Here is a 483-nt window from a genome sequence, read left to right as displayed (position 1 = left end):
GGTCTCGGCTGCGCAGTCGCGCAACGGCACGCGCGCTGCGCTGTCCAAGGACAGCACCTTCAACAAGTGGGGCCAGGACGTGCTGTTCTCGCACCGCACCGAAGAGCTGCCGCGCGGTACCGAGAACACGCTGGAAACCAAGCGTGCCAGCCTCGGCCTGGAAGGCAGCTTCGAAACCGGTTCGCGCTACTGGGACTGGAACGTCAGCTACATGTACAACCGCAATGAAGGCGAGCGCGTTGGCACCGGCAGCATGTACCAGCCGAACGTCAACCTCGCCGTCGGCCCGTCCTTCATGGACGGCGACGTGGCCCGCTGCGGTACGCCGGGTGCGGTGATCGCCGGCTGCGTGCCGTGGAATCCGGCTGCGCCGATGGGCTACACCGGCCCGGGCTCGCTGGGCAACCAGGACGTGCAGGACTACCTGTTCACCCGCTTCGTCGACAAGATGCGCAGCACCACCAAGGTCGCCAGCGCCAACAT

General features: G+C 66.5%; 1 pseudogene. It reads left to right on the top strand.

The features are described 5' to 3' along the window. Positions 1-483, top strand: a pseudogene (locus tag AC1DOP_RS27270) (hypothetical protein); the annotation flags it as partial.

Source organism: Massilia sp. 01N410, from assembly GCF_056399665.1.
This window is presented reverse-complemented; position numbering and strand designations above follow the sequence as displayed.